Origin of the sequence: Moraxella lacunata (genome assembly GCF_002027545.1) — a bacterium.
Classification (GTDB): Bacteria; Pseudomonadota; Gammaproteobacteria; order Pseudomonadales; family Moraxellaceae; genus Moraxella; species Moraxella lacunata.
In genome coordinates, this window is record NZ_MXAN01000120.1 from 1 (window position 1) to 8,016 (window position 8,016).

Sequence of the window (8,016 nt, forward strand, 5' to 3'; positions counted from 1 at the left end):
ACGAATGTCATCTCTAGGGGTGAAACGAAAGACAGATAAGCGGGTTGGCTTATTATATCTTGTTTTGGATATACAAGGGGCGTGTTGCAATTTGCCCTGCATGTCACACCAAAAAATACCCACATCAATCAACACCAAACCCCATGATAAAAGATTTTTGGCAAATAAAAACCACCCCAAGCGAATTTGGGGCGGTCTTAATCATTCATCACGCCTTTTGCATGGCAAGTGTTTGCAAGGCTTCTGGCGATGACCATAGCCCTTCTAAGTCATAGAACTCACGAGCCTGTGGGGTCATAATATGCACCACGATACGCCCTAAGTCCACGAGCGTCCAGTCGCTGTCTTTGTCGCCTTCACGTCCTAGTGGCATAAGCCCCGCTTCTTTGGCAGTGGCTCCGAGCTTGTCGGCAAGTGCCTTAACGTGGCGTTTTGATGTGGCGTTGGCGATGATGATGCGCTCGGCAATTTCGGTCAAATGCTCAACCGTCATCACGGTAATCTCTTTGGCTTTTAGGTCGTCCAAGGCGGTGGTTACGAGCGTGATTTGCTCATCTAAGGATAGGTTATGTGTGGTCATGGTATTCAAATAAAATAAAGATTAACCGTCTATTATAGCACACTTTTATAAAGCTCGTGCGTTTTAATATAATCAAAAATTGGCTCAGGCAAATGGCATGGTTTATCGCCTTGGGCTAGGGCGTGGCGGATTTGGGTGGACGAGACAGCAGGTATGGGCGATTTGTCATAAAAAATACGTTTGGTGTTAAAAGTTTTATCGGTTTTTAACAATTCATCTTTTAACAATTCATCTTTTAATAAATCATCTTGTAAAAAGCCATCTTGTAAAAATTTATCAAAATCATCAGTCATCTTTGCCAACACATCAGCCACGACATCATCACTGCCAGCTCTATCAAACGCCCAAATTTTAACGTACGCCAAAAGCTCTTTATAATTTTTCCACAAATGCAGACTTGCCAAACTATCACCGCCCATGACAAAAATCCGCTCATCATCAGGATACCACCGTGCCAATGCTCGCACCGTATCTATGGTATAGACGGGTGGGGTTTGGTGGATTTCTGATGTGTCAATGCTTGCGGTGATGCCTTGATGTTTTAGCATGTCACACGCCAAAGACAGCATATTTAGGCGGTGAGTGGGGTCGGTGGGCGTGCCTTTAAAGGGGTTACCTGCGGTGGGTAAAAACGAGATGACAAAGGGTATATCCAAAGACGACAAGCGATGATGAACAAGACGCACCATGTCCAAATGCCCGTCATGCACAGGGTCAAAACTGCCCCCCAAAAATATCCGTGCCATCATATGGTCAGCTCAATGTCAGCCAGTAGGTCGTTACGGCGATTACGCACAAACACCACTTTGTGATTGTCGCCGTTGGGGTAGCGTTCGGTCAGCTCAAAGTAACGGGGATACGCCTTTAAAAAATCGCTAAATTTGTCATAATGGAAAAGGCGAGCGTCAAAATCAGGCTCGACTTTTAGGATGTAGTTTTTGACGGGGGCGATGTTTGCCCAGCCATGCTCGTCCGCCATGGTGGCGATGGCATTTTTGACTAACGCAATCGCCACATCCACAGGCTTGAACTGGTTATCGCCCGAGAACAGCATGTCAGCTGAGTCATAAAAATCCACGTCGCTGTTTTTCTTTTGCTCTTCAAAGACTTCTAGATAGGTAAAGCGGTCGCAGGCTTGCATAAAGGGCTTGGGTGTGTGCTGTTTGCCAAAGCCATATACCATCAGCCCCTGCTCACGGATACGCTGAGCAAGGCGAGTATAATCGCTGTCAGACGACACAAGGCAAAAGCCATCAAATCGCTCGGTGTAGAGCAAATCCATCGCATCAATAATCAGGCTCGAATCGGTGGCGTTTTTGCCTGATGTGTAGGCGAACTGTTGCATGGGCTGGATGGAGTGCGACAGTAGCACGCTTTTCCAACTGGCAAGTTGGGGTTTTGTCCAGTCGCCATAAGCACGGCGAACACTTGCTCGCCCCAGTGTGGCAATCTCATTCATGAGTGCTTCAAGGTAGGTCGTGGACGCATTATCAGCATCAATCAAGACCGCTAGGCGTGCTTCGGTGGGTGGCAACATGGGAAAATACAAAAGGGTAAATAAAATTATTATAAGGTAAAATTTGCCAATTATCTATCGTTTTTTATCTATCATTTTTGCCACTCATTTACAAAAAAGTTAGGTCGGCTTAGGTTGGTGTAAGAATATCGGGCGTTTTGGGCGTGTCATGGTAGGGTGCGGCAAGCGTGCGATGGTTTTACATTTTGTAGTGTTGCTTTACAATATTGACACAGCAAATTTTTGATAATTTGATATGATAATTTGATATGATGAGTTTTTATGCTATGTTCATTTATTTACATTAAGGAGAAGTTATGAGTACGCCAAAATCAAAAACCTCACGCACCAAAAGCCCCAAAACCACCAGAAAAACGGCGGTGGTTCACGATTTTATTGACAACCAAGAAGGGCTAAGCCACAGCGATGTGGAAGTGATCGCAGGTGATGTGGACATCGCCAATACCAATGTGTCAGATGTGGCGGTGGTTAAGGTTGGCAGTGATGAGCCAAAGGATGCCACTCATGAGACAGGCGATGATAACCATGATAACCAAAACCCTAGTGATGATAATCAGAGCCTTAGCGATGAGAATCAGAGTAATGATAAAGATGATAAGGGCAGTGAGGATAAGCATGTTCATGCCAATGACGACAACAATACCCCCAAATCCGCCCAAGAGATAGCCAAAGAAACCGCTCAGCATAAACTTGCCGAGTTGGCAAAACAGCTAGATGACCTAGATAACCTAGGTGATAAAGAGCAGGTAAAACAACAGGCACAGCAGGCATTGCACACCGCCCAAGAGACCATTAGTGATACGCTTAACCACACCGCCCAAACTGCCAAAGAACATCTCCAAGAGCTCACTGATGATGCCGATGAGACCGCACGCCTTGTCAATGACAAACTTAGCGATGCCAAACAAGGACTACAACAGACCCTAAGCGATGTCCAAGACAAGGCAGGGCAGGTGGTGCAAGAGACTCAAAAAAATGCCCAAACGCTTGCCGAGCGTGCCAAAGAGACGTTAGATGATGCCAAAGAACAGGCAAAACAGACCCTGGATAACATCAGCGAGCAGACCACCAAACAAACCGATGAACTGCTTGATAAAGCGGAAAACTTATTAGGCAAAGAGCAACAGCAACAGCCTGACAATGACCCAACCGCCAACGAGAGCAGTGATGAGCATGAACAAGCTCATGAGCAAAAAACCAATGACAAATCGGTCGAAAAATCCCATACCTTAAAGGGTTTGGGCGGACTGCTTGCCACAGCAGGTGCTTATTTAGGACGTGGTCATCAAGACAAGAGCTATCAGAGCGTGGATTTGGATGCCGATGCCACAACCAAGCACCCCTTTTATGTCCAAGGTTCGACGCTTGGCGGGAGTTTTGTCAAATCCATTTTGGGCAAAAAAGTTACGGCAGTACATGGCTTGGCAAACAGATTTGTCTCTGATGAAAAACTAAACGCCATCTCAGAGAGCGTGTATGAAAAAATCGCCGAACTGGCCCACGCATGGGCGGTCAAATCCCTGCCTGACGACCCCAAAACACTCACCCCTACCCAAAAAGACGAGCTGGCTCAAAGTCTTGCCGACCAAAACCGAGCCTTGGCAACCGCTGGCGGTGTGACGGGCTTTTTTGGGCTAAAAGGCGTGGTCATGGACACAGCGTGGTTACTGCTTGTGGCACTGCGAACGGTGTATCAGTTGTCGGTGGTCTATGATGTACCATTGACAGGCAAAGAAGGGGTCAAGATGGCGTATGGCGTGCTGTTGGGGGCGAATTTGACCAAAATGCAAGAAAAGCAAGTCATCCTAACCGCCCTTGCCCTTGCCAAAAAAACACTGGTCTATGCAGGCGAGAATGGCTTAAAAGAAGAGTTGGTCAAACTCAGCTCGTCTAACACCAGTATTAAGGATTTTGATGAGCTATTAAAATTTGCCCATTTGGATAAATTGGTTGAAAAATACGGCATAGACATCAATGAGCTAAACACCCATTGGTCACATCGTTTGGTCACTGTTTCGGCAGTTGGCGTGGCGGCACACTATAATCATGGGCTTATTGATGAAGTCATCGGCACCGCTATGGCGACCTTTAAAGCAAATGAGACGCTAAGTGTTGAATACCACAGTGATGAAAATGACAAAAGCATGAAATGATGGTTTTATGGATTTTACTTCGCTCTCAACTTAAAATAGCAACTCACTTGATTACTGGGTAATTATTTTTTGGTTGTGGGGGTAAATTGCAATTTGCCCTAGGCAAGACTCGGTTTTTTAACTGGGTTTTGCCTTTGTGTTTAAATGCCTTGATTTTCTTAAATAAAAGTATTATAATGCCAAATCCCATTTGGGATAAGTACGTTTTTTGTGCAAATTTGCCTAAAAATTAGTCAATTTTGCCAAAAACAAGTTTTTAATTAACGGGAGATATTGCCTATGGCAACTACAAACCAACTTATCCGTAAGGGTCGTAAGACCATTACTGAAAAGTCAAAAGTACCTGCACTACAAGCTTGCCCACAACGTCGTGGCGTTTGTACTCGTGTATATACCACTACCCCTAAAAAGCCAAACTCAGCCATGCGTAAAGTATGCCGTGTGCGTTTGACTTCTGGCTATGAAGTATCTAGCTACATCGGCGGTGAAGGTCATAACCTACAAGAGCACAGCGTTGTGCTTATCCGTGGTGGTCGTGTAAAAGACCTACCAGGTGTGCGTTATCACACTGTTCGTGGTGCACTTGACTGTGCAGGCGTTAAAGACCGTAAACAAGGTCGTTCTAAGTATGGTGCTAAACGTCCTAAGGCGTAATTTAGCTCAATAACCCAAATTTAACCTGTGCATGGCTTGTGAGATGTGTGTTAATCACCCCCCCATGCCCACAATCATGCAGTAAGGCTGGCTAAATGCTTGATTTGTTTTAAGATTGTATGCCAGATTTACCCTGAAGACATAAGGAACTATTATGCCAAGACGTCGTGTCGTCGCTGCCCGTGAAATTCTACCTGATCCTAAGTTCGGCAGCCAAACCATCGCCAAATTCATCAACCACGTTATGGTTGACGGAAAAAAATCAGTCGCTGAAAAAATCGTTTATGGTGCGTTAGAGAGCGTTGCTGCCAAGCGTAACATCGAAGACCCAGTGGCTTTCTTTGAAGAAGTGCTAGAAAGCGTTCGCCCAACGGTGGAAGTAAAAGCCCGCCGTGTTGGTGGTGCTACCTACCAAGTGCCTATGGAAGTCCGTCCCTCCCGTCGTACTGCCCTAGCCATGCGTTGGTTGGCTGACGCTGCCGCTAAGCGTTCTGAAAAATCTATGGCTCTACGCCTAGCAGGTGAGCTAAATGACGCCGCCGAAGGTAAAGGTGCTGCCATCAAAAAACGTGATGACGTTCACCGTATGGCTGACGCGAACAAAGCGTTCTCTCACTTCCGCTTCTAATTTTATTAAAAGCGTGTTTGGCTTGCCAAACAATATCAGTCGTTTGTCATGGTTCGGTCATGATGATGTCTTATCATGACAAACTGACACCCAATTACTCGCAATTTTTCTAGGAAAAATTATGGCACGTAAAACCCCCTTAAATAGATACCGTAACATCGGTATTTCTGCGCACATTGACGCAGGTAAAACCACGACCTCAGAGCGTATTTTGTTCTACACAGGTAAAAGCCACAAAATCGGTGAAGTGCACGAAGGTGCTGCAACGATGGACTGGATGGAGCAAGAGCAAGAGCGTGGTATTACCATTACTTCTGCTGCGACCACTTGCTTTTGGTCTGGCATGTCTGAGCAATTCCCAGAGCACCGCATTAACCTAATTGACACCCCCGGTCACGTTGACTTCACCATTGAAGTTGAACGTTCTATGCGTGTACTTGATGGTGCATGTATGGTGTACTGTGCGGTTGGTGGTGTACAGCCTCAGTCGGAGACTGTATGGCGTCAAGCCAACAAATACAAAGTGCCACGTCTTGCCTTTGTTAACAAAATGGATCGTACTGGCGCTAACTTCTTCCGTGTGGTTGAACAAGTTAAAACCCGTCTAGGCGGTAACCCTGTGCCTGTGGTTGTGCCAATCGGTGCAGAAGACAACTTTGAAGGTGTTGTTGACCTGCTTGAGATGAAATCCATCATTTGGGACGTAGAATCTCAAGGGATGAAGTTTGAATATGGCGAGATTCCTGCCGACCTAGTAGATACTGCCAACGAATGGCGTAACAACATGGTTGAAGTAGCTGCTGAGTCATCAGAAGAGCTGATGGACAAATACCTAGAAGAGGGCGACTTGTCTCGTGAAGACATCGTCGCTGGTCTTCGTGCTCGTACACTGGCATGTGAAATCCAGCCAATGCTTTGTGGTACTGCCTTTAAAAACAAAGGCGTACAGCGTATGCTTGATGCCGTCATCGAGTTCTTGCCTGCCCCCACTGACGTTGAGGCCATCAAAGGCATTCTAGATGACAAAGACGAAACCGAAGGTAGCCGTGAATCTTCTGATGATGCACCATTTGCCGCCCTTGCATTCAAAATCATGAATGACAAATACGTGGGTAACCTAACTTTCGTTCGTGTGTACTCTGGCGTTGCAAAACAAGGCGACAGCGTTTATAACCCTGTTAAGATGAAGCGTGAGCGTATCGGTCGTATCGTTGAGATGCATGCCAACAGCCAAAACGAAGTTGAAGAAGTTCGTGCAGGCGACATCGTAGCATTGGTGGGTCTAAAAGACGTAACCACAGGTGATACCTTGTGTGATAATGACAACATCATCACCTTGGAGCGTATGGAGTTCCCAGACCCAGTTATCAGCCTAGCGGTTGAGCCAAAAACCAAAGCTGACCAAGAAAAAATGTCTATCGCTTTAGGTCGTCTTGCTAAAGAAGACCCATCGTTCCGTGTACGCACAGACGAAGAAAGTGGTCAGACCATTATCTCTGGTATGGGTGAATTGCACCTTGACATCATCGTTGACCGTATGAAGCGTGAATTTGGTGTTGAAGCGAACATCGGTGCACCACAGGTTGCCTACCGTGAAACCATCCGTCAAACGGTTGAAGTTGAAGGTAAGTTTGTTCGTCAAACAGGTGGTCGTGGTAAGTTCGGTCACGTTTGGCTACGTCTTGAACCACTTGACCCAGAAGGTGATGTGGAATACGAATTTGCCGAAGAAATCGTGGGCGGTGTTGTACCAAAAGAATACCACGGTGCGGTGGATAAAGGTATCCAAGAGCGTATGAAAAACGGCGTTTTGGCAGGTTACCCAGTTGTAAACGTTAAAGCGACTCTATATGATGGTTCTTACCATGACGTTGACTCTGATGAGCTATCGTTCAAAATGGCGGGTTCTATTGCATTCAAGAAAGGCTTTATGCAAGCATCACCTGCTCTGCTAGAGCCTATCATGAAAGTAGAAGTTGAGACTCCAGAAGACTACATGGGCGACATCATGGGTGACCTTAACCGTCGTCGTGGCGTGGTTCAAGGCATGGACGACTTGCCTGGTGGCACCAAAGCCATCCGTGCAGAAGTACCATTGGCTGAAATGTTTGGCTATGCCACCCAAATGCGTTCTATGTCTCAAGGTCGTGCAACTTACTCTATGGAATTTGCCAAATACCAAGAAACGCCTAAGAACGTGGCTGATGAAATTATCAAGAAATTCACTGCCAAAGATGATGACGAGTAATCATAATCATCTCATTTAAATCCGTTTTGGTTTGTTCATGAGTGGCAAACCAAAACAATCATTTATCAAAACCTTGTGCAGTTTGCACGAATCAAAAGGATATTATCATGGCCAAAGCCAAATTTGAACGTAATAAACCACACGTGAATGTTGGTACCATCGGTCACGTTGACCACGGTAAAACTACCCTAACTGCTGCTATCGCAACTGTTGCTG

The 8,016-nt window shown here is 45.9% G+C and carries 8 protein-coding genes; 5 read left to right on the forward strand and 3 right to left on the reverse strand.

Annotated elements, in window-relative coordinates; all coding sequences use genetic code 11:
• Positions 1-208: 208 nt before the first annotated feature.
• Genes rsfS through B5J94_RS13245 form a run of 3 tightly spaced genes read right to left on the reverse strand, consistent with a single transcriptional unit; the run spans position 209 to position 2,117 of the window.
• A complete protein-coding gene (rsfS, locus tag B5J94_RS13235; protein WP_062500181.1) occupies positions 209-580 on the reverse strand; it encodes a ribosome silencing factor in 372 nt (123 codons plus the stop codon).
• 32 nt (positions 581-612) lie between these two features.
• Entirely contained in the window at positions 613-1,326 is a 714-nt protein-coding gene (gene nadD / locus B5J94_RS13240; RefSeq protein WP_158081064.1) for a nicotinate (nicotinamide) nucleotide adenylyltransferase, read from the reverse strand.
• Entirely contained in the window at positions 1,326-2,117 is a 792-nt protein-coding gene (locus tag B5J94_RS13245; protein WP_062500177.1) for an NYN domain-containing protein, read from the reverse strand. The genes nadD and B5J94_RS13245 overlap by 1 nt, the downstream gene beginning before the upstream one ends.
• A 296-nt stretch (positions 2,118-2,413) precedes the next feature.
• Here B5J94_RS13245 and B5J94_RS13250 point away from each other — a divergent pair, with 296 nt between their 5' ends.
• The 5 genes from B5J94_RS13250 to B5J94_RS13270 all read left to right on the forward strand — a co-directional run.
• Positions 2,414-4,270 (forward strand): EcsC family protein, encoded by a 1,857-nt coding sequence (locus B5J94_RS13250; protein WP_062500175.1) that lies wholly within the window; start codon positions 2,414-2,416, stop codon positions 4,268-4,270.
• 279 nt (positions 4,271-4,549) lie between these two features.
• On the forward strand, positions 4,550-4,924 hold the full coding sequence (gene rpsL / locus B5J94_RS13255) for a 30S ribosomal protein S12 (protein WP_029102685.1): 375 nt from the start codon (positions 4,550-4,552) through the stop codon (positions 4,922-4,924).
• Positions 4,925-5,078: 154 nt separating this feature from the next.
• Positions 5,079-5,552: a 30S ribosomal protein S7 gene (rpsG, locus tag B5J94_RS13260; RefSeq protein WP_062500173.1), complete on the forward strand. Its 474-nt coding sequence runs from the start codon at positions 5,079-5,081 to the stop codon at positions 5,550-5,552.
• A 121-nt stretch (positions 5,553-5,673) separates the two neighbouring features.
• Positions 5,674-7,800: an elongation factor G gene (fusA, locus tag B5J94_RS13265; protein WP_062500171.1), complete on the forward strand. Its 2,127-nt coding sequence runs from the start codon at positions 5,674-5,676 to the stop codon at positions 7,798-7,800.
• A 107-nt stretch (positions 7,801-7,907) separates the two neighbouring features.
• The coding region (locus B5J94_RS13270; protein WP_079364193.1) for a GTP-binding protein at positions 7,908-8,016 on the forward strand (109 nt) is incomplete at its 3' end.